14 protein-coding genes and 1 pseudogene are annotated in these 22260 nt (G+C 55.6%); 7 read left to right on the forward strand and 8 right to left on the reverse strand.

The features are described from left to right. Positions 1 to 373 precede the first annotated feature (373 nt). Positions 374 to 3739, reverse strand: a complete 3366-nt coding sequence (locus LT85_RS25410; protein WP_052135102.1) for an autotransporter outer membrane beta-barrel domain-containing protein — start codon at positions 3737 to 3739, stop codon at positions 374 to 376. A gap of 485 nt (positions 3740 to 4224) precedes the next feature. Between LT85_RS25410 and LT85_RS11820 the strand changes: the two genes are divergently transcribed. Beyond that, positions 4225 to 5571, forward strand: a complete 1347-nt coding sequence (locus LT85_RS11820) for a galactosyl transferase GMA12/MNN10 family protein (protein ID WP_038488945.1) — start codon at positions 4225 to 4227, stop codon at positions 5569 to 5571. Positions 5572 to 5622: 51 nt separating this feature from the next. On the opposite strand, the gene LT85_RS11825 is transcribed toward LT85_RS11820, so the two are convergent. The 5 genes from LT85_RS11825 to LT85_RS11845 form a co-directional block, all read right to left on the reverse strand. Then, entirely contained in the window at positions 5623 to 6264 is a 642-nt protein-coding gene (locus LT85_RS11825; protein ID WP_081992298.1) for a class I SAM-dependent methyltransferase, read from the reverse strand. A 177-nt stretch (positions 6265 to 6441) separates the two neighbouring features. Next, entirely contained in the window at positions 6442 to 7602 is a 1161-nt protein-coding gene (dinB, locus tag LT85_RS11830; RefSeq protein WP_038488947.1) for a DNA polymerase IV, read from the reverse strand. A 117-nt stretch (positions 7603 to 7719) separates the two neighbouring features. Further along, positions 7720 to 8109 carry a VOC family protein gene (locus tag LT85_RS11835; protein WP_038488950.1) on the reverse strand — a complete coding sequence of 130 codons (390 nt, stop codon included), beginning with the start codon at positions 8107 to 8109 and terminating at the stop codon, positions 7720 to 7722. A gap of 36 nt (positions 8110 to 8145) precedes the next feature. Then, complete coding sequence (cls, locus tag LT85_RS11840; protein ID WP_081992301.1) at positions 8146 to 9567, reverse strand: cardiolipin synthase; 1422 nt, start codon at positions 9565 to 9567, stop codon at positions 8146 to 8148. Between the two features lie 64 nt (positions 9568 to 9631). Beyond that, complete coding sequence (locus LT85_RS11845; RefSeq protein WP_038488953.1) at positions 9632 to 10264, reverse strand: LysE family translocator; 633 nt, start codon at positions 10262 to 10264, stop codon at positions 9632 to 9634. Positions 10265 to 10501: 237 nt separating this feature from the next. On the opposite strand from LT85_RS11845, the gene LT85_RS11850 reads away from it, so the two are divergent. From LT85_RS11850 to LT85_RS11860, 3 genes are all read left to right on the forward strand, one after another. Next, positions 10502 to 11362, forward strand: a complete 861-nt coding sequence (locus LT85_RS11850) for a fumarylacetoacetate hydrolase family protein (RefSeq protein WP_038488956.1) — start codon at positions 10502 to 10504, stop codon at positions 11360 to 11362. Between the two features lie 106 nt (positions 11363 to 11468). Beyond that, complete coding sequence (gene gorA / locus LT85_RS11855; RefSeq protein ID WP_038488959.1) at positions 11469 to 12833, forward strand: glutathione-disulfide reductase; 1365 nt, start codon at positions 11469 to 11471, stop codon at positions 12831 to 12833. Positions 12834 to 12895: 62 nt separating this feature from the next. Next, positions 12896 to 14572 (forward strand): acid phosphatase, encoded by a 1677-nt coding sequence (locus LT85_RS11860; protein ID WP_038488962.1) that lies wholly within the window; start codon positions 12896 to 12898, stop codon positions 14570 to 14572. A 72-nt stretch (positions 14573 to 14644) separates the two neighbouring features. On the opposite strand, the pseudogene LT85_RS11865 reads toward LT85_RS11860, so the two are convergent. Together LT85_RS11865 and LT85_RS11870 are read right to left on the reverse strand one after the other, a co-directional pair. Then, positions 14645 to 15373: pseudogene (locus tag LT85_RS11865) on the reverse strand (YoaK family protein); the annotation flags it as partial. Between the two features lie 315 nt (positions 15374 to 15688). Then, complete coding sequence (locus tag LT85_RS11870) at positions 15689 to 18328, reverse strand: TonB-dependent receptor plug domain-containing protein (RefSeq protein WP_052135104.1); 2640 nt, start codon at positions 18326 to 18328, stop codon at positions 15689 to 15691. A gap of 1233 nt (positions 18329 to 19561) precedes the next feature. Here LT85_RS11870 and LT85_RS11875 point away from each other — a divergent pair. From LT85_RS11875 to LT85_RS11885, 3 genes are all read left to right on the forward strand, one after another. Next, a complete protein-coding gene (locus LT85_RS11875) occupies positions 19562 to 21112 on the forward strand; it encodes a CYTH and CHAD domain-containing protein (RefSeq protein ID WP_052135105.1) in 1551 nt (516 codons plus the stop codon). Between the two features lie 142 nt (positions 21113 to 21254). Further along, on the forward strand, positions 21255 to 21479 hold the full coding sequence (locus LT85_RS11880; protein WP_038488968.1) for a hypothetical protein: 225 nt from the start codon (positions 21255 to 21257) through the stop codon (positions 21477 to 21479). Between the two features lie 22 nt (positions 21480 to 21501). Then, positions 21502 to 22236 (forward strand): rRNA pseudouridine synthase, encoded by a 735-nt coding sequence (locus LT85_RS11885; RefSeq protein WP_038488971.1) that lies wholly within the window; start codon positions 21502 to 21504, stop codon positions 22234 to 22236. Positions 22237 to 22260: the final 24 nt, after the last annotated feature.

Here is a 22260-nt window from a genome sequence, read left to right on the forward strand (position 1 = left end):
CTCCTTTGTTAGCGTTAAGTCGCTTCCCGCTGCAAAACGGGAGGGCGGCAGATAGCAAGGTTTGCAGACCGGTAACAAAGGCACCCGGCAGCCCGAAGGCTCCCCACCATCGCCGCCCATAGAGAACGCGCAAAGGTGTACACACAAAAAAACCGCATTGCGCGGTTTGTGCGCTTTGTTAATCAGGCTGCAAAACCCGGCCCCTTCTTTTTCAGGGACGTGTCACTATAATCGCTATTCCAACCGCTGACAATCCTGCCAGTCCCGTCCGCAAGTTCAGGATTGCTCGGCGAACCTGAATTCACCCGAGTCCCGATTGCGGATCCGCTTCAACTGTCTTAAGCCCGCGCTAAACCTCGAGACAAGACAAGCTTCACCAGCTATATCGCATCCCCGCAGCCACACCATGATCCTGGCTGCGTGCGGCGATATCCCCCGTATAGTCAACCAGGAAAGCCCAGGCGCCGCTACGATGAGCCATTACCCCCAGATTGAGTTGCAGATGGTCGCGGCCAGCCTCTGGCCCGCGCACGGTAAATGTTCCTGCCTCGAGGGTATTGGCGAAGCTGTTGGTGAAATGACCCGAGTTGCTGTTGAAGGCGTGCTGTAGCAGGACACGGGCGTGCGGCGTCCAACTGGCGGGTGTGCCGGATTCGGTCGTCGTCAAGGTAAAAGTCTTGGCGACTTGCAGGCCTGCGCCTATGCGGCTATCCAGGACTTGACCGGCATGTACCGACAGGGCGATGGACGGATCGCTGGCGTTATCCTGAAAATCGACGCTTGGCAGGCGCACCAGATCGACGGTTGGCAGGATAGGTTGCCACAGCCAGCCTTGCTGGTCTTGCAGGTTCCAGCCATGTTCCAGATGCAGGGAGAAGGCGCTGCCGGTATTGCGCGCCTGGGCTTGTGCGGAGAATGGCAGTTGCGATGCGCTCAGGTCTACCGAACGCGTGGCGGAGCTGTTGAGATGGGTGATGCCGGCGAACGCATCCACGTAGTGGCGCTCGTTGGTGTAGCGCAGGTAAAGGCGGCCATCTATGGCATTGGCCTGGCCGCGGTAACCGTTGTCGGCGCCGTTGACATTTTGTGTGCCATAACCAAGTGCAGCGCCCCATATCATGTGCTCGTTGGCGCGCAGGTCCAGGCCCAGCATCAACCCGGCGCTGTCTTGGCGCCAGGCCGACATCTGATCCTGGCCGTTGAGATGGCCGTAGTGGCCGAATACGCGACCCCACAGATTAACGTCCTTGTTTGCTGCGCCGGATTTAGCTGCGGCGTCATCGCCGCCACCGTCACCCCCCAGGTAGCTCAAGACGCCGGCGGCATCGACAGCACGGCCGGGATTGCCTGAGTTCAGCGGTATCGCTGCCGCTGTAGCGGCGGTGACTTGCTGCTCGGCGCTGCGATCTGGCGCTGACAGATGCTGGGTCAAGGCTGTGCTGAAATCGTTGATCAGGTATAGCGCGGCGCTACGCTGGGCGGCGTAGCCGGCGCCTTCGATCTGTTGGCGTACGTGCGTGGCCTGGGCGTTGGTCGAAAATTGCAGGGCGCCCAGAAGTGGTGACAGCGCCGAACTGTCTTGCCGGGAGGCGTTGCTAAGCGCAGTGCCCAAATCGCAACCGGCGCGGTTGCAGAGAGCGTGCTTGCCGAGGAAGGCATCGTCCGCCGTCAGCGTGATGCCTTTGTCCTGCTGCAGGTGATAGCTGATCAGTGAGTCGGCGAAGGGTTGGAAGGCGATCTTCTGGGCGTCGTCGGCGGTGGGGTCGATATCGTAGCCGGCGACAGGGTTGCCTTGGGCATCGGCGCGCACCAGATGCGTGAACTGGCTGGGTGCGAAATTCTGCTCCAGTAAATAGGCTTTGGTGGACAGCATTTTTTCATATTCGGCCAGCTTTGCTGCCGTCAGCGATTGGAAGGCGGCTGGATTATTGGAACGTAGCCATCCAAGCCACGTGGTGAGTTCGCCTTTCAGCAGTGCATAGACCTTGCCGGTCGGGTAAAAGCCGGGCTTGATGTTGAGGGCGAGAGAGGAGCGCGGGCTGATGAGCAGGAATCCGCCTCTGTAGAACTGGAAGTCCCCCAGGTAGGAACCGCTATTTTTGTCCGAGGGCACGATCGTGCTTTCGAAGCGCAGCGGCGCACGCGTCTGGTCTGGTTTGACATCCAACGCCAAGGTCGCGTCATCCAAGTTGACTTGCGTACTTGAGAAATTTTTGCCGCTGCCGTCTCCAGGACGTCCGGTGACTTCCAGGTCGCCGGTAGCATGCAGGACAGCTCCTTGCCGAAGCCAGAGCTGCGGCGTGTTCGTATTCTTTGAGTACATCTGGCCGATATAGCCGCTGCCTTCGAGCACGCCGCCGCTGCCTATGTAGTTCTGGACGACATTGAGCGTGCCGCCGTCGAGTAACAAACGTCCGTTCTGGATCATCAGGCTATCGGCTGCACCTTGTTCATTCTTGTGCAGACTCCATGTCGCGCCATTGGTGACTGAGATTACGCCGTAGGCATTTTCGATGGATTGGGCGCCGGCGTCGATCAGCGTACCGGCGCTGTCGATGGTCGCCAGATCTTTGCTCAGGCGTGAATTGGGATCTTTCAGAAACCCCAAAATTTGCGCGGTCGTGTAGCTCCTGATGAACGCATTCAGGACGAGTCTCTTGACGGTGCTTTTTGTCCCCACCGGATCGTCGTTATAGACAGACCGCAATTCATCTTGCTGGCTCGCCTGTTTGAAGAAACCATCACCAGAAATCGAGATGCCGTAATTGAGCAGTAGCTTCTCGAAAGGCGTAAACGGATCGCGCGCGCCAGGATTGTCGAGGTTGGAATAATTGGGATTGATATTGCCCGAGACATCTTTGCTAATGACCAGCGTATCGTTGGTGGTCTCCGGTTTTCGCTGTGTGATGAAGCTGGTGTTGTAGACGTCGTTCTGTGGATAGGCCCGGTACTGATCCGGTTTGCTGCAATCCGAATGGCACCAGTAGATTCCTGGATTTTTGCCGGAGGCCGGGTCCCATATCCTGGCAAAGGATGCGCCGTGATCGCTGAAGGCGTCCTTGACCAGGGTGTTGTCTTGGCCTGTGGTGCCGAGACCTTTTACAAAGAATTCGTACCAATCTTTCTGCGTCTTTGCATCCGCATAGGCGTCGCCCATGCTGACGCCGTGGATGCCGATGAACTGGCCGACCGAATCGCTGACCGGCGTATGCGCCATCCAGGGCTGGTCGTTGTCAGCGAAGGCGCGCTGCGCGCCGCCTATCAGCATGCCTGAGCAAGACGAGATGCAATATCCCGATGCGACCGTCTTTAGCCCCCAGCGGCGCGCCATGTCGGCAATTGCGTAACCGGAAAACGTCGCGCCGCCGTTCGAGTTGCGCAGGACCAGCGTATCAATTTTTCTGCCGCTTTCGCGCAGCCGTCCTAGCATGTCGGCAAACAGGTCGCCATCGTTGACGGTCACATCTCCGGACAGGATGATCTGGTTGCCATTGACATGCATGTTCATGGCGTCGGCGTGCGGGGCGATTGTCGTCAATCCCAGTGCGCCCAAAATCGCGGCCACCAACTGGCGTTGCTTGAGAAAACTCTGCCACGGCAAATGCGGGAAATAGTTTTTTCTTGAGGACGTAGAAGCGATGGCAGGCTGCAGAGCCATGGCCGGCGTCACGCCATTTTTTTGCAGGTGAAATTCTTCAAGACGACGTTCAACAACCGATTGCAACCGGATCTTCGGCATATAACTCCCTTTGTCAATGGCGCTCCGTGATTGCCGATAGATATAATGGGCAACCCCGGAGACGTAACGCTCCCTTCGGGAGTCTTACTTGATATGCCAAGCGAGATTGAAAAAAGGGCCACGCACAGAACAATTATTTATACAAATTTTCTGGCGTCGGTTATTGGATCAGATGGAGAAATGCAATGGCGAGCGTTGACTGTGTGCCGCAATCAAGTGTGAAATTTAATGTCTTCCACAGCCTGATAAAGAGCCGAATTGTTGAGCTGACCGGCCCCTAACTCCACCGACATACCACTCCAGAAATATCCGAAAGCTTTGCGCTCACGTTACGAGCTGTCCGGATCGTTCAACAACACATGGTGTGGGTGAACACGATATTTCGATGACTTGCTATTGCTAGATTAGACCCTTGTTCCTCCTTATGTCAAAATATGCAACTGACGCTACGTCGATGACGAGAAATTCGGAAACGGAGAAGTAATATGGCTTTATGCATCAGTGTGTTCGAGCAATTGGATCAGCAAATTTTACGCAATCACCAGCATTACTGCCGCCTGTTCGACTACCCGCACAAATGGGTAGAAACCTCGCATATCGCCCATCCAACGCTGCGGCAGGCATATAAATATCATCTGCTCTTGCAGCAATTGCGGGCTTGCGCCGAGAATGATTGGGTCTTGATGTTGAATCATGACGCAGTCATCTTGTATCCGGTTGCAATGGAAATCTTGCTCGAGGGGCGAGAGACCTTAGTGATAAGGGGGCCGAGCCGTGCTTCATCCGACGAGCCTACCTTCGCCATGAATAATATGCTGGCGCTGCGCAATACGGCAAGCAATCGTCAAATTTTGCACGACATCATTTTTACGCTGCACAAGAACCTGATTCGCGATTGCGCCGGGCAAACCGAGCTGCGTCTACTGGAAAATTTCCCGATGTTGGAAATCAATGCCAGGCAGGGGGATTGTTATATCAACGTCAACTGGCTTGTACCGAATTGGCATGCCGCCCGGATTTTCGTGCTCAGCCTGGCGTCTTGGGCATCACCCGCAGGCGATCCGGAGTACCACACTCTGTTTGACCTGCGAATGAAGAATTTGCTGGTACGACAGGCCAACGGTGCGTTGATTGACGGTTTGCCCTTGATGAAGATGCCGGTCTATCCTGCGCTGTCGAGCGAGGCGCAATCCAGTTTTAATCCACAGGGAAGAATTGCGCTGGTGACACTGTATACCGAGAACATCGCCAGTTATGCTCGCGTTTCCGAACACAACGTAAAACGCTATTGCGACCGGCATGGCTATGCCTATCACGTGTATCGCGCCATTCCGGAGCAGCTCGATAGCAATATCGCTGGTTCATGGGTCAAGAGCTGGCTGCTGTCGCGTCATCTGGCAAACCACGATTGGGTGATCTGGATAGATGCCGACGTCTTGTTCACCAATCAGTCCAAAAAACTGGAGCCGCTGCTGGAAAATCGCGACTTGCTGTTCGCCAAGGATATCGGCGGCTGGGAGCTAAACTCAGGCGTTATGGCCTTTCGCAATACCGCTGAGAACGCTGCTCTGTTGGAAAAAATATGGCAATGCGTCAATCAGGTCGACGATAAATCGTCGGTCTACAGCAGCCAGGGCGATCAATTTCATACCATCGAAGCATTGCGCAGCGCGGGCAAACTCAACGAACAGTCGATTGTCGATTGCCTTACTATCAATACACCGCCCCAATTCACCACTGGCGATACGCTGTTGACCCACTATTTTGGTTGGGACGAGCCTTATCGCTCGGTCTACATGGCGGACGACGACGCCATGTCGCAAAGGAGTTGATGCAACCATCCTCAAAATCCCTGTGTCGTTTGGCGCAGGGATTTTGAGGACTTAGAGCGCCGCGAGGCGTTTTTTGATCTGATCGACCGGCCAGACTCCGATGACCTTGTCTGACAAACGGCCTTCGCTCTCATCCGAACCCTCGATGATATAACGGCTGGGGGCAGGGAAATGAAAAGGCCCCAGCTCCAGATTCAGGCGACGCCATTCACCTAGCGCAATCTCGCCATTGGCGTCAAAACCACGAAAGGAATAGCTGGAAGTCAGCAGGTACAGGGCGCCGCTGTCGCAGATATTCTTGAGCGCCGTAAAAACCCCCTGCAATGGCAGGTGCACCAGGCAATCACGGCAAAACACTGCATCTACTCTGGGTAGGGGCGTATGCAACAAATCTAGCTGCACGAATTGCCGGCCGGGCTGGCTAAAGCGCTCGCGATTGCGTTCCACCAGTTGCGGTACGATATCGGCGCCGATATAGTCAACCCTGGAGAGGTCGACATGTTGCATCCAATTGAAATCGCCACAGGGCAGGTCCAGCATCGAGCGGATATTGAGCTCGTCCAGCATGTACGGTAGTTCCCTCTGCAAGTGCCGGGTCCGGTAAAGTTCCGATCCGGGGCCGGAAACCGATTCGTTGCTGCCCCAATTGTTACCTTGATAGATTTCAGTAAAAATCTTCTCCGCTTGACTCATAGCTGGTGTCTTCTTCCCTGTTTTTTATCGGCGCGAGTGGCCGCTGCCAGCAATTTACTGAACAATGGAGAAAAAAGCAATTTGGGTGTCTAACAGGTGTTGTATGCGTACTTGGCCCATCAAATCAGCGTCAGCGCCGACACTTCGTCTTGTGAAAATCTTGAGTGAAGTTGTCATCTAGCATGCATCGTCAAACAACTCACCCTGCGCCAACATTGGGGCGCTGTCGGCAAATTCCTTCTTTGACAGTGCCGTAGCACGTACCCCAAGCAAGCGCAGGCGCCGGTCCAGCTTCACCCGGCGCAGGCATTCTCCCGCAGCCTGCCGGATTGTCGCAGCGTCATCCGTCGCATCCGGCAAGGTCAAGTCCCGCGTCACGCCGCGAAAATCGGAAAATTTCAGCTTGATCCCGATGGTCCGCGCGACATATCCCTTCCTTTGCAGGTCGCCGGCGAGACGCACGCACAGATCTGTAAAGATCGGCGTGAGTGTGTCGCGATCCAGCTTGGCGTGCAGATCCCGTTCAAACGTTGATTCGCGGCTGATCGATTTGGTTTCCGAGCTGGTGACCACGGGGCGCTCATCCAATCCATGGGAAATACGCATCAGCCATTCGCTGTAGGTGCGCCCGAAATTGTCTTGCAGCAGGGCCGGGTCGGCGGCGGCCAGGTCGCCGATGGTGTGTAATCCTAGCGCGGTGAGTTTTTCCGCTGCCTTGGGACCGATGCCATTGACTTTCCTGGCTGCCAGCGGCCAGATGCGGGTTGGGATATCGGCTTCAGTGATGACGGTGATGCCATCCGGTTTATCCAGTTCCGAACAGATCTTGGCTAATAGCTTGTTGGGGGCGATGCCGATCGAGCATGACAGGCCGGTGGCTTCGCGCACGGCGTCCTTGATGCGTTGCGCCAGCGACCGGACATCTTCATCATGGTCGCTGAGGTCGATGTAGATTTCATCGATGCCGCGGTCTTCTATCAGCGGTGCAATCCCGGCGACTGCGTTTTTGAACAGCCGCGAGTAGTGACGATAAGACTCGAAATCGGTCGGCAGCAGGAGCGCGTCTGGCGCCAGCTTGGCGGCTTTCATCATCCCCATCGCGGAAAATACGCCGAGCGCGCGTGCTTCATAGGTGGAAGTAGTGACGACACCGCGGCCCACGTAGTCGCGCAGCTTGTGGAAATGCAGGCTACCATCTTCACCGACGTCTGGCTGATGACGGGAACCGCCACCGATGACTACCGGTTGCCCCCGCAGCTCGGGATAACGCAGCAGCTCCACCGACGCGTAGAAAGCGTCCATATCCAGGTGTGCGATACGACGAATTGGCGAAGGCATAAGGCGTTTGATGTCAGATATTCGATACGGGCATAGGATACCACTACTGTATATAAATACAGCTATCGAGAGCAGATTTTTATCTGCTTATATTGATGCTATTTTGATATGTGATAGTCAAGCCTTGGCCAGATGCGTACCTATCCACCAGATATTTCCCTCCGGGTCGCGTATGCCGGCACTGCGGTCGCCATATGGCTGGTCCTTCGGTTCGGAGATGTTGGTTGCACCGGCGGCGAGCGCTTTTCCATAGCAAACGTCTGCCGAAGGTACATACACATGGGGGGAGCAGACGACCGGATCACGACTGTCCGGACGTTCGCCCAGCATGACGACGGAGTCGTCAATTTTTACCTCCGCATGTTTGATCGAACCGTCAGGCAGCGCCATTTTGTAGATTTCAACTACATCGAATGTGGCCGAGAGAAAGGCCAGCATGGCTTTCACGTCTTTCACTAGCAGGTAAGGTGAGACGGCATTGTGACCGGCGGGTTTATGTTGCGTCATATTTTCTCCGAGGTGGCTTCGCCTGCAAGGCTGGGTTCAAAGCAGCGGACTGACCAGCCGCGCGATATGGATCAGAACGCGGTATAGATAATGTAGCTTGGCATAATCGGTGACGTCGATTTCGACCACTTGTTCAAAGTCGGCGAGCAGCATGGTCTCGACCTCGCTAGCGAAGGCCTTGTCGATATTGAGTGCGGTGATTTCGAAATTCAATCGTAGCGAGCGGTTATCCAGATTCATGCTGCCGACCGAGGCAGTATCGTCGTCGATCAGCATGACTTTCTGATGCGTGAAGCCGGGCTGGTAACGGAATATGCGCACACCGGAACGCACCAGTTCATGCGCGTACAAGGTTGATGCCAGGAACACGGTGCGATGATCGGCGATGGCCGGAATCAGGATGCGGACATCGACGCCGCGAAATACCGCCAGTTGCAACGCGGCGTTGACGGCCGAATCGGGCACCAGGTAGGGCGTGGTCAACCACAGCCGGTGGCGGGCGGCGTGGATCGCCTGGACGAACAGCAGCGAACACGTTTCTTGCGCATCGGCCGGGCCGGTGGCCGCGATCAACGTGGTGGCATGGCCGTCGGCCGGGCGCGGTGCCGACAAGCTGAGCGGCTGGCCAGTGATCCACTGCCAGTTCTCATCGAAAGCCAGCTGCAGGTCCGCAACCGCCGGTCCTTGCAATTCCATGTGCGTATCGCGCCAGGGCGCCAGCGGCGGCTTGTGGCCGAGATATTCCTCGCCGACATTGAGGCCGCCGACAAAACCGCGCCAGCCATCCACCACCACCACCTTGCGATGATTGCGGAAATTGAGCTGAAAACGGTTGCGCCAGCGGCGGGTGGCGAAGCGATGGATTTCAACGCCGCCGGCGCGCAGGATCGCGCTGTAGGACGGGGGCAAGTCGTGGCTGCCAACGCCGTCATACAGCACATACACGCGGACGCCGGCGGCGGCGCGTTCCAGCAGCGCCGCTTGCAGCTTGCGGCCAAGCTCGTCATCGTGAATGATGAAAAACTGCACCAGCAGATAATGCTCGGCGCTGGCAATGGCGGCAAACATCGCTTCGAAACTGGCTGCGCCATTGACTAGCAGACGCAAGCGATGGCCGCTGAGAAACGGTACGCCCAGCATCTCGCTGATGGCTTGATAGCGCTGTGCGCCGGGATGCGGCGGATATTGCGTAGCCAGCGTAAGTATCGCCGGATCGTCCAGCTGGCGCAGGCGCGCCAGGCGGGAGTGATGCAGTTCGATATAACCGGAGAAGCGCTTACTGCCGAGGAATAGGTACGGCAGCAGCGTAAAGTAGGGCAGTAGTACCAGGCCGAATACCCAGGCCACTGCGCCCTGCGGTGTGCGCGTATGCATCAGTGCATGGATCGCGGCGATTATGCCGGCAGCGTGCAGCAGCAGAACGACGACGGAAATCAGGGCAAACGGCAAATGCGGCATTCAGACAACTCCAAATCTCTTGGGTGACTTGCATATTAGCCAATAATCGACGCCGGCGGCTTCCTTATTTTTTTGCTTGCAACGCAATCCGCACTGCCAGTCCTGCCAATACGGTACCCATCAGCCAGCGCTGGATCAACAGCCAGCTCGGCCGCGTGCCAAGAAAGCCGGCAATACTGCCGGCCGCCAGCGTGACCATCGAATTGACGGTGATGCTGATCAAAATCTGGACTACGCCCAGCTGCAGCGACTGTACCAGGACGCTAGCGCCGTGCGGATCGATAAATTGCGGCATGAGCGCCAGATACATCAAGGCGACCTTGGGATTGAGCAGATTGGTGAACAGGCCCATGAAGAACAGTTTGCGATTGCTGTCTTGCGGCAGGTCGCGCACCGCGAAAGGCGAACGGCCGCCCGGTTTTATCGCTTGCCATGCCAGGTAAAGAAGATAGGCTGCACCGCCAAAACGCAATATGTCGTAGGCCAGCGGCACTGCGAACAGCAATGCGGTAATGCCGAATGCCGCGCACAACATATAGAACAAGAATCCGGCAGCGACGCCGGCCAGCGAAATGAAGCCGGCCTTGGGACCCTGGCAGATCGAACGCGAAATCAGGTAGATCATGTTCGGGCCGGGCGTCAACACCATACCGAAGGCGACCAGCGCAAAACCCAGCAGTAAATTAATATTCGACATAGATGGTTCGCTTAGTTTGTTGAAAACGGTGTGAAACCCGCAACGGGTCAGGCCTCGTATTTTGACGTAAAACGGGCTGTATTGCATAGCGCCATGTTTGACAGTGAGTGCCTTCGCTTTTACTCTTCCAGTTTAATGGACGGACCAATCAATAATTGACCTATGTGCCTGAACGGCATGTCAATACCTGACTGCCAGCATATTACGGCAGGCTAGGAAAATATAAGGAATCGATAGATGAAACTATTACGAGTAGGTCCCAAGGGGCAGGAAAAACCAGCCATGCTGGATGCCGACGGCAAGTTGCGTGATTTGTCGGGCATCATCAAAGACATCACGGCAGAGCAGTTGACGCCCGCAGGTTTGGCGCAATTGCGTAAAGTCGATGCCGCAAGCCTGCCTGAAATTACTTCCCGAGGCCGTATCGGCACGCCGTTCACAAGCCTAGGAAAATTCATGTGCGTCGGCTTGAACTATAGCGACCATGCCGCTGAATCCGGTTTGGCGGTGCCGGAGGAGCCGGTGCTATTCAACAAATGGACCAGTTGCTTCAGCGGACCGAACGACCCAATCGTGATGCCGAAGAATTCCGTCAAGACCGACTGGGAAGTCGAGCTCGGCGTGGTCATCGGCAGCAAGGCGCGTTATGTCGAACTGGACCAGGCGCTGTCGCATGTGGCCGGGTATTGCGTCGTCAATGACGTCTCTGAGCGCGAATACCAGATCGAACGCAGCGGCACGTGGGACAAGGGCAAGGGTTGCGACACCTTTGGTCCGGTCGGACCTTGGCTGGTCACGGCCGATGAAGTCGGCGATCCGCAAAACCTGTCGATGTGGTTGGAAGTCAACGGCAAGCGCTTCCAGAACGGCAGCACCAAGACCATGATTTTCAATGTCGCTTTCCTGATCCATTACATCAGCCAGTTCGCTACGCTTTATCCAGGCGACATCATTTCCACCGGTACGCCTCCCGGCGTCGGCATGGGCCAGAAACCGTCGCTGTACCTCAAGCACGGCGATGTGGTCAGGCTGGGTATCGAAGGCTTGGGCGAGCAGCAGCAGACCGTGCATGCGTGGAATGAGAGCTTGCTGGATTAATGTCCCAGGAGATTTACGAAGCCGGGCTCACCCGCAAACTCTCTATGGCGTAATGGCGTAAGATTCGGCATTGTTCATCGCTGTAGGGCCGCCAAGGAGAATGCCAATGTCTTTCGATGTAGATCTGTTTGTGATTGGAGCCGGTTCCGGCGGTGTGCGCGCCGCCCGTTTTTCTGCCGGCTTTGGCGCCCGCGTAGCTGTGGCGGAGAGCCGCTACCTCGGGGGCACTTGCGTCAATGTCGGTTGCGTGCCGAAAAAATTCCTGGTCTACGGAGCGCATTTTAGCGACGATTTCGATGTCGCTTCCAGTTTCGGCTGGACTGCCGGCAAGCCGCAATTCGACTGGGCGACCCTGATCGCCAACAAGAATCGCGAGATCCATCGGCTCAATGAAGTTTATCGGGGCCTGTTGCTCAACAGCGGCGTCGCTCTGCACGAAGGCCATGCCAGATTACTGGATGCGCACACGGTCGAAATCAACGGCCAGCGCATCAGCGCCGCCAATATCCTGATCGCCACCGGCGGCTGGCCGCAAGTGCCGGAAATTCCTGGCAAAGAGCATGCGATTACCTCCAACGAAGCTTTTTTTCTCAAGCAGTTGCCGCGCCGCGTTCTGGTGATTGGCGGCGGCTATATCGCCGTTGAATTCGCTTCGATTTTCCATGGCCTCGGCGCGAAGACTAGCTTGCTGTATCGCGGCGACATGTTTTTGCGCGGCTTCGACCAGGGCGTCCGAGAGCATCTGAATGAAGAATTCCAGAAAAAGGGCGTCGATCTGCGGTTCAAAGCCGATGTCGCGCGGATCGACAAACAAGCCGATGGCAGTCTGAAGGTAACGCTGAAAGATGAGCGCGTGCTGGAAACCGATTGTGTGTTCTACGCTACCGGTCGCCGGCCGATGCTGGATAATCTTGGGCTTGAGAACGTCAACGTGGCGCTGGACGACAAAGGGTTTGTCAAGGTTGACGAGCAATACCGCAGCTCGGAGCCGTCGATCCTGGCCCTCGGCGACGTTATCGGCAAGGTCCAGCTGACGCCGATGGCGCTGGCCGAAGGCATGGCGGTTGCGCGGCGCTTGTTCCGTCCCGAGGAATATCATCCGGTGGATTACCAATTGATCCCCACCGCGGTGTTCAGCCTGCCGAACATCGGCACGGTTGGCCTGACCGAAGAAGAGGCGCGTAGCGCTGGCCATACGGTAAAAATATTTCAAGCAAAGTTCCGCCCGATGAAGCTGAGCCTGGGTGACTATCACGAAAAAACCATGATGAAACTGGTGGTGGACGCCGATAGCGACAAGGTGCTCGGTTGTCACATGGTGGGCCCGGATGCAGGGGAAATCATCCAGGGCATCGCAGTTGCTTTGCGGGCCGGCGCCACCAAGCGCGTATTTGATGAAACCATCGGCATCCATCCGACCTCTGCGGAAGAATTTGTGACCCTGAGAACGCCGCTGCCGGAAAAGAAGTAGAGAAGCCGGCATAGTAGCCGGCCCGTCATCATTAAATTTGACAAAGACTGTGAATCGTATCGATGAATGAAAACGAAAAACCGGAATCAACAACAGAAGAAGAGCTAACAGGCTTCACTCGCCGCCGTTTTCTCGGCAGCGTGGTGGCAGTCGGCGCCACTTTGGCCTTGTCCGACTGCGCCAGCGACGGTAGCCAGCAAGTGGCGGACGCCAGCCAGGACAAACTGCTGGATCAGCGACTGCAAGCGGCGGTCCAGCATGTCGTGGTGATCTATGCTGAGAATCGCAGTTTCAATAACCTGTACGGCAATTTTCCAGGTGTGCAAAGGCCTTTGGCGCAAGCCATGCAAGGGCGCTCGATGCAGCTGGACCGAGACGGCAAGACGCCGCTGGCGCAATTGCCCAAGATATGGGGTGGCCTGGTGCCGCAGGCGCAGCAAGTGGATGGCCGGCGCTATGCGATTGCCGAAGAACAGATTTCCGGTCTACCGAACGCGCCGTTCAAACTGAGCGATGCACAGGGGAAGCCCTTGCCGCAGGGCGTGATTACGCGCGATTTGTGGCACAAGTTTTATCAGAACCAGATGCAGATCAATGGTGGCAAGAACGACCAGTTCGTGGCCTGGGCCGATTCCGGCGGCCTGACCATGGGCCATTATGGCGAAACCGCCAGCAAGCTGCGCCTGTGGAAACTGGCCGAGCAATACACCTTGTGCGACAATTTTTTCATGTCGGCTTTCGGCGGTTCTTATCTCAATCATATCTTCCTGATTTCCGGCCAGACGCCTTTCTATCCAGACGTGCATAACAGTCCGGCGCGGCATAATGTATCCACCGTGGAAGGCGACGATCCGAAGGGCACACGGCTGAAGCTGGATGACAAGAATCCGGCCTCCGCGCTTGACGGCCCGCCGAAATTCTTGCGCGACCGCGCTATTACGCCGGATGGCTATGCCGTAAACACCATGGCGCCGCCATATCAGCCGAGTTTCGTCAAACCGGCCAAGGGCGGCGATGCCGCCTATGCCGACGCCAGCGATCCGATGGTGCTGCCGCCGCAGACGTATCCGACGATCGGTGACCGTTTGTCGGAGAAGGGCGTCAGCTGGAGCTGGTATTCCGGCGCCTGGCAAGCGGCGCTCGACGGCAAGGCCAACGACGATGCCGTGCCGAATTTCCAGTATCACCATCAGCCATTCAACTATTTCAAGAGCTTTGCGCCAGGAACCGAGGCGCGCCAGACGCATTTGAAGGACGGCGGTCTGGGTGACGATCCTGCCACCAATAAATTCCTGGCGGATGTCGACGCCGGGCGTTTGCCGAAGGTTAGCTTTTATAAGCCGCAGGGTAATCTCAATCTGCACGCCGGCTACGCCGACGTCGAATCCGGCGACCGCCATATTGCCAATGTCATCGCTCATTTGCAGCGCGGACCGCAATGGCAGAACATGGTGGTGATCATCACGCACGATGAAAACGGCGGCTGGTGGGATCACGTGGCGCCGCCCAAGGGGGACCGATGGGGGCCGGGCTCACGAATTCCTGCGACAATCATTTCACCCTATGCAAAGAAGGGGTTCGTCGACCACACGGTCTATGACACAACCTCGATCATGCGCTTCATTACACGCGTGTATGGCTTGCGCAAGCTGGAGGCCCTGGTGGCGCGCGATGTGGTGTTCCTGGAAAATCAGCAGGCGCCGCTGGGAGATTTGACCAATGCCTTGAATTTGGCCTAGGCGAAATAGTTGCCAGGTTGGAGGCATTTCCTGTCATGAGTCGGTTCAAGCCTTGCGCCGGTATTTCAAGAAGTCATCGAAAATAGGTACGATGGCCAGGCACATCAACGTAGCGGCAAGCGGGGCAGTGGCAATGAAGCCGACATGGTTGAACCCCATCGCCCCGGTCAGGCCGCCGCAAAAAAACAAAGTCACCAGCGCAACCAGGAGCCGCAGTTTGTCGCGGTCGCCAAGGACGTCAGGCCTGCCATGGTCCGCCTTGAGTCTGTTCCAATAGACCAGTTTCCCAAGCTCGATGCCGATGTCGGTCACCATGCCGGTAATATGGGTGGTGCGGATCTCTGCTTTCGAAATCTTGGTGATGATGGCGTTTTGCAGACCCATGATGTAGCACAGCAGGACGACCGTTATAGGCACGAACAGCCATTTATGGCCTTCCAGGTTGCCACCCAACAGTCCGAACAACAGCAGCAAAACAGCTTCCAGCATCAACGGCAGTGCATATTCCGCCTGCAACTCCTGGCGCCGGCCCCAATTGATCAGCAGTGCCGACGTCATCGCTCCCACCAGGAAAGCCAGCAGGCTAGCCAGCCCGGCCAGCATCAGCCCGAGCGACCCTAGCGCCAGATTGTCCGCCATCGACGAGACGATGCCGGACATGTGCGAGGTGTACTGCCCAACTGCAAGAAAGCCGCCGGCATTGATCGCGCCTGCAATAAAAGACAGGAAAAACGCCAGATGGCGGTTCGCTTGCTGGCTGCGATCCTTGCCAGTCAGTTTTCTCAGGTACGGAATAGGCATGTAGTGCAATTCTCTACGGGACGACAAGTAGATACTACGCCGTTGCCGGCGGTTCGAACAGCTTTGAGCGGGGGTGGCGGAAATGATTGAAGAAGGGCGGCGGGATTGGTAGCTTGCATAGCTACAGCCACAGGATTTCTCCATTAGTCATTTCTACAAGGTAGATATGGATTATGAGATGTGCCTGAGCAGGTGGCTGAAGGTGATTCGCTGATCTGACCGGTGTAATGCAACGTGCTAGAAAATGTTGGATCAAGAAAACCAGAAAATGCGCAGGCCGGTGTAGTTGTAGTACACCGGCCTGCGCCTTGATGATTACTTGAACTGATAACGCATGTTCGCGTAAAAATAACGTCCTACCAGATCATTGCGGCTTTGCACGAAGTCGTTCACATACGTTGTATTTGCGTAAATGGGCGCTTTGTCAAACATGTTGTTGACGCCAAAATTGAGCGTTATATCCTTGCTGACCTTGGCATTCAGATTCAAATCCCACACCGTGAATGACGGAATACGCGCATTGGTGATGGCGGGATCCTGGGTATGGGTCGGATCATCGATATTCAACGTGCTGGCTTGCGTCCTGGCGGTCAAGGCAACTTCCATGTCGGCGTATTCATACGCGGTGCGGAAGGAGTTGTTCCACCTAGGATGGTAGACAGAGTCAAGTCTGCTTGCAGGCGGCGTATTTGGAGTAACGCTTTGTTTGTAAGTCAGCGTGTAATTGTTGACTTCGCGGAACTTCAGCTTGCCCCAGCCCGCCAATGGCAATTCATAGGAAAGATCGATATCCAGGCCCTGGATATCTGTCTTGCCGACGTTGATATAGGGAGTCGTCACGCTGTTGATGCGGCCTTTAGTGAGGCCAGGATATCTTGCTTCCAATGCCGGATTGCGTGGGTCGCGTCCGACCAGTGCGGCATAACCCGGGATGATGTCTTCGTTGTCGACAATGTATTGCGGGTCCAGCGCCTGGATCGTGTTGCGTTGCTTGATAGCGTACCAGTCTACAGATGCCGACAGGCCCTTCGCTGGCTGCAACACGATACCGAGCGAGTAGTTGTTGGCTTTTTCCGCTTTCAGATCGGGATTACCCACTGCGTATTGTCTCGGGCTATAGCTGCATGACGCGCCGATATAGCCAAGTGGTTTGCAGCGCGCAAAGTCCGCGATGCCGTTGGCGTAACCGGCGGTAGTGGAGCCGATCTCGGGCAGTGTTGGCGCCTTGAATGAAGTGGTGGCTGAACCACGTAGCAGTATTTCCTTTGTCGGACGCCAGGCCACGGCAATCTTCGGATTGACGGAGTTGCCGAAATCGCTGTAATGGTCGCCGCGCAAGGCCAGTTGCATCTCGACCTGTTTCATCAACGGTATATTGAACTCGCCATACAGCGAGTAGATCGAGCGGCTGGCATTACTGGCGGTAGCCCCCGCATTGACAATGTTGTTGGCCACGTTGCGCGGATCTGGGCGATCGTCGATCGACTCATGGCTGGCTTGTGCGCCCCAGGCGAATCCGACTGGCGCGCCATTCAAGGAAAACAACTCCGGCGCTGCCATTTTCCAGTCCAGGGTTTCCAGGCGAGAGACTGCTACCCGCTCGGTAGTCGTCAACATGGGATTCACTACGCTGGCGGGATTCCAGTAGGCAAACGGATCATAACCGCCGTTACCTAGCAAGCCGCTTTGCAAGGAGGCCGATGAAACATCTTTCAATACCGAGTTGGAGGATGCGTCTTTCAACCGGTTCTGGTTCAGGCTGAGCGCCGCTTCGCTGTCCCATTGGCCGATGGTGCCGCGCCAGCCGCCTACCAGGCGAATGCTGTCGCTGGTGATCTTGTTGATGGTCGGCGGCGCTTCGTAGATACTGCGGCCTACACGCAATATGTCACCGGGGGTGAATCCTTGCAAGGAGCCATCTGCGCTCGGTCCCGGTAAATTGGCCAGGCCAGGATTGGTGGATCCAGCTGTCTTGCCGAGGAAGTTGGGATCAAATCCCGGCAGTGCATACTGCACATTGGTTTCGCTATGGTTGAAACCGGCTTCGGCAAACAGCTCATCTTGCCCGCCCAGGCGCTTGGTGTAGATTGCGGAGAGGCCGGCGCGAACGGTCCTGGGTGAAAGCTGGACGCGATTATTGGTGAAACAACGCGTGTCGTGGGTATCCTTGCTGACTTCGACCGAGCCGCGGCAGCCGGGAATGGCGTAGCCAGGTTCGCCGGTCGAATAATCGGTGATGCTGCCCAGGTAGCGGTCGGTACTTCTGTTGTCACTGCCGCCGAAGCGCGAGAAATCGCGGTTGGCGGTGGCGTCGTGTTTGTCGCTCAACAGCGGTTCGCGATGGAATATGTCTGCCGTCAGCAGCAGGTTCTGCCCGTCTTTGTCGAGATCACCCCAGCCAGCCGTGACGCTGGCGCTGGCGGTGCTGCCGTCGCCCTTTTGATTGCCGCCGACATTGGCAGTGGCTTCGATGCCTTGATAATTTCTTTTCGTCTTGAAGTTGATCACACCGGCCACTGCGTCGGAGCCATAGATGGCCGAAGCGCCGTCGCGTAGGATTTCGACAGATTCAATCGCCGCCAGCGGCAGGTTGTTCAAGTCGACAAAGGAGTTTTCCGCACCGTCGGCAAAACCGTAATTCGCCAGGCGACGGCCATTCAGCAGAATCAAAGTATATTTGGGATCGAGCCCACGCAAGCCAACCGAAGCGGCACCCTGGGCAAACGACGTACTGCTGTTGCCATCCAGTGAGACCGAAATGGACGGCAGCTTGCTCAATAATTCAAGGACTGTGCTTGCGCCTGATTTTTCAATCTCGTCCCGTTTGATCACCTCGACGGCGGTCGGACCTTCTTTATTGATGCGGGAGATATTGGAGCCGGTAACGGTGATGCGTTCAAGGCTATCTGGCGGGGTGGTGGTTTGATCGGCGCCGAAGGCGAGAGGGATGTTCATGAACCCGATTGCGGCGACTGCTGATGCTAAAAGCGTCTTCTTCATCTATGAGTGCTCCATTTTTATTTATAAGGAAATGATCAATTTCGCTTCATGCTTTTTGCTACGGCCAATTCGGTAAATCAGCCGTAAGGCATGTTTTGCAAACCATCATCAAAAGAGACTGTGTATGTCCATTTGATGAGCGAACTCCGCAGACACTTTGGTCAACTGGAGCATCGCCATTTCATTTTGTATCAATCTGTGAGCAGATGTAATGCGCTTGAAATATTTAACTGTTTTATCTATTTTTTCGTTGTTTTATTTGCCGTACGCCACTATTTTTTTGGAAAATATGATAAATAAATTTCTTTTTGGAAATAATTGTCAAGTGACTTTACCGTCTATATTGATGACTTATTGAGTTAAATAAGTAGAAATGGAAGAAAATAAACGATGATGTGTGAAATTATTGATTGGAAAATATTCGTTGTCTCGTGAGCATGAATGTAAAATGGCGGTCTTGATATGTTGTTGTCAAATAAATATTATTTATGCCGATTAAATTTGCACTACAACCCTAATAAGTCATGGCTATTGTAAATATGTAGCGAAGGCAGAAGTCGTTCCAGCGGACGGCATTACTGTTAACCGTCGTCTTGTTTTACATTGGAAAATATGGATGTCGAATTGAAACTATTGCTGAATCCAGTCGATGTGAATCGCTTTCAGCGTCACCCGTTATTAAAAAAGTAAGCGGTCGCTAAACGGGCTTGAAGCAACTGAACAGTACTTATTTCGACGCACTAGATTTATGCATCAAGCAAAACCACGTCGCTTTGCGCGTGCAGGAAGTAGGGCGGTATTTGATGCGGATCTGCAAAAGTGGCTGTCCGGTAGCCGCAGAGTTATTTCAGACTTGAATTAAGGGATGTGGCTGAGAAGGCGCTAAAGATGGTCTGCCAATCTGACCGATGTGCTGCAACGTGCTCAAAAAATGTTGGATCAAGAAGACCCGAAAATGCGCAGGCCGGTGTCGTTGCAGTACACCAGCCTGCGCCTTGCTGATTACTGGATCTTGTAACGCATGTTGGTGTAGATGTAGCGTCCTACCAGGTCAATTGTGTTTTTGCAATTGAAAATCCACAATTGCGTATGGCCAGGCTGCGTATACTGCTAGTACGGTACACAGGCGGAGATCGCACTGGCAGATCGCTTTACCCTTATCTATAATTTTGTTTAACCTTGGAAAACATGGAAATCGAACTAAAACTGCTGCTGGATCCATCGGATGTAAATCGCTTCCGGCGTCATCCTTTGCTAAAAAATTTTACAATCAGCAAACCGCCGGCGCGGCAGCTGACCAGCGTCTATTTCGATACGCCTGAACTGCACCTGAAGCAAAACCACACCGCTTTGCGTGTGCGCAAGATTGGGCGGCGCATGATACAGACCTGCAAAAGTGGTGGTCAGGTGGCTGCAGGTTTGCATCAGCGGCCGGAATGGGAATCCGAGATCCGCGGAGAAACACCGGATTTGCCCGCCTTGCTCGGACTGATTGAGTCAGGTTCGGCAGTCGCCGAATTATTGTCGGCGCCATCCCTTGCAGGGCGCTTGCAGCCGATTTTCACGACGCAATTCCGGCGCACGATCTGGATGCTGCGGATACCTTCTGGAGCCGAAATCGAGCTGGCGCTGGACCAGGGGGCGGTGTTGCATGGCGACCAATCTGTCGCTATCTGCGAAATCGAACTGGAATTGAAGTCGGGCGACCCGGTCAGTTTGTTCGATGTCGCCCTTGAGTTGCAAAACAGCTTGCCGCTGCGTGCCGCCAATGTCAGCAAGGCCGAGCGCGGCTATGCCATGCACGCGCCGCAGGCTCCTGTTGTCGCCAAGGCCCAGCCAGTCAGCCTGTCGCCGGTGCTGACGATAGAGCAGGGGTTCCAGGTGTTGATGAGTAACTGTCTGGCGCAAGTTCAGGGTAATGAGGATGGCGTGATACATGGCCGCGATCCGGAGCATTTGCATCAGATGCGGGTCGGCCTGCGGCGTTTGCGCGCTACGCTGGGTTTGTTCAAACAGTTTATCCAGCCGACGCCAGAGATCGCTGCGCAGTTGCGCTGGCTGGCTAGCTTGCTAGGTCCGGCGCGCGACTGGGAAGTGCTGGCGGTCTCCACGTTGAGCGAGGCGATGCGGCGCAGCCAGGGTGAATCGAAATTGGATCAGCTGCGGCAACTGGCTGTCGCCGAGGCGGGTAAGCATCGCCACGCTGCGGCAAATGCGGTGAGTTCCCATGCTTATGCGCAGCTTTTGCTGTTGTTGGGGAGCTGGCTCGAGGGGAGGCGATGGCGGCAGCAGCAAAGCGCTGAGCAGATCGCCGCGCTATCGGCGCCTTTGAAGAAATTCGCGCGCGGCAAGCTGGCCGGGTTGCAGGAAAAACTGCTGAAACGCGGCAAGGGACTCAAGCGCCAAGGCTCGGGAAAACGCCATCGGCTTAGAATCGCGGCGAAGAAGGTGCGCTATGCGGCAGAGTTCTTCGCTTCGTACTTCCCGCTTAAGCGGACGCGGGGCTATGTCCAGGGCTTGACTGAATTGCAAGATATATTGGGTGCGTCAAATGACCTCATCGTGGCCGGAAGATTGCTGCAGCAGATCGCCGTTCAGCAGCCTGAACTGGAGTCCCATTGCGATTTGGCGCTGGCGTTGCTGGATAGCGGCGACCGGCAGAGAACCTCGAAAATCAAGCGTGCCTGGCGCAAATTTACGGAACTGACGCCGCCAGCCAAGGCCGGCGGAATCCGATAACTTGGTCCTTCGCCTTGTTTGATGAGAAAATACGGCCGCTGCGCTCTTCCTGTAACACAGTGGATGAAGGTGAGCAAAGCTAGGGGCGGTTCGTGTTCTCAATTGAGATGCGAACGGACCCTAAAACACAGGAGTTAAGATCATGACCTACGAAGAATATCTGGACGAAGTCACCACATTAATGGTTGAATTTTTCGATCTGAAAGATGAAGCTGCCATTAAGTATGTGATGCGGGCGCAAGCCGCAGATTTTTTCACCTTGCATGACGACGATCCTGCCATGCGCACGCTGGAGCGGGCGCGTGAAGATGCCAAGACCATTTACGAACAGCGTAACAAGTCGCGTCCTGAACTGTATCGTAAATAAATCACGCGCAAGGCATTCAAATATGACTGAAACAATCCGCCTGTCCAAGCAACTGGCAGAACTGCAAGCGTGTTCCCGCCGTGAAGCCGAACAGTATATCGAGGGCGGCTGGGTGAAAGTCGACGGGGTGGTAGTAGAAGAGCCGGGATTTCGCATCGGTGCGGGCCAGCAGATTGAATTGCTGCCGGAAGCCACGCTGGAACCGCAAGATCCGGTCACCATCCTCTTCCACAAGCCGGCCGGACTGAATCTGTTCGCCGAGACACCGATGGCCGATCTGGCGGCGCGCCTGGTATCGCCCGACAAGCGTGCTGCCGACGACCGCGCTGAATTACGTTTTCTGAAGCGTCATCTGAGCAATCTGAATCTGATTGAGCCGCTGGAAACGATGGCTAGCGGCTTGCTGATTTTCAGCCAGGACTGGCGGGTGACGCGCAAGCTGGTCGACGACGCGGCCAAGATCGAGCAGGAATTCATCGTCGAGGTTGCCGGCGACATTATCCCTGACGGCCTGAAGTTGCTGAATCATGGCCTCAGTTTCAATCGCAAGCCGCTGCTGCCGATCAAGGTCAGCTGGCAAAATGAAAAACGCCTGCGTTTCGCGCTCAAGGCGCCGCCGCGTGGCTTGCTGGTGCATATGTGCGAGCAGGTAGGGCTGCAAGTGGTGGCCATCAAGCGCATCCGCATCGGTCGTTTGCCGATGGCAGGCCTTGCGGTTGGCGAGTGGCGCTATCTTCTGGGTTACGAACGTTTCTGATGACCCGCCAGTATTACCGGCAGA

It is taken from the genome of Collimonas arenae, from assembly GCF_000786695.1.
GTDB lineage: Bacteria > Pseudomonadota > Gammaproteobacteria > Burkholderiales > Burkholderiaceae_D > Collimonas > Collimonas arenae_A.